The organism is Staphylococcus sp. EG-SA-2 (assembly GCF_017152085.1).
This window is the reverse complement of sequence record NZ_JACYHC010001259.1, coordinates 1-623: the sequence shown is the minus strand read 5'-3', so window position 1 is coordinate 623 and position 623 is coordinate 1. Positions and strand designations below refer to the sequence as shown.

General features: G+C 36.3%; 1 protein-coding gene. It reads right to left on the bottom strand.

The annotated features are described in order from the left end of the window. On the bottom strand, nt 1-617 hold a 617-nt coding region (locus IDG60_RS20355), incomplete at its 3' end, for a GntR family transcriptional regulator (RefSeq protein ID WP_156976364.1). Nucleotides 618-623 lie beyond the last annotated feature (6 nt).

The following is a 623-nucleotide window of genomic DNA, read 5'->3' as shown; positions in this document are numbered from 1 at the left end:
TTCAAAATTTGACTGTCGTATTGTTCCACTGCATCAATAAACACTTGATGATTATGATGTATGCGTTCAAAATCTTGCGGGTTCTGTTGCATACGTTGTCGCATGGATGTTAAAACGAGTGCCATCATTACTGGTTTTAAATGACTCCAAAATGAGTTTAAATATTGGTGGTTAGATGCTTTGATTAATGTTTCATGAAATTCAAAGTCATGCTTCGTAAATGATTCTGCATCTTCAAATTTTACTGCCACTTTCATCATTTCAAGTTGTTTCTTCATTTCTTTTACGATAGGTAGTCTCTCTTGATTTTTAACTCTTGAAAATGCAAATGACTCTAGCATCAGTCGCAAATCGTACATTTCTTTCTTTTCTTGTTCCCCAAACGGCAACACATGTGCACCCATTCTTTCTAATTGGATGAGTTGATTTTGTTGCAATAATTTAAATGCATCTCGAATTGGCGAACGACTCACATTAAATTGCTTTGCCATTTGATTTTCAGTGAGTAACGTACCTTCAGCTATGTGACCATTCACAATACCTAAGCGTAATTCTGCCGCGATACCTTCTCCAGTTGTCATACCTTCCAACCATTTCTCTGGATATCCATACATCATCAAAGC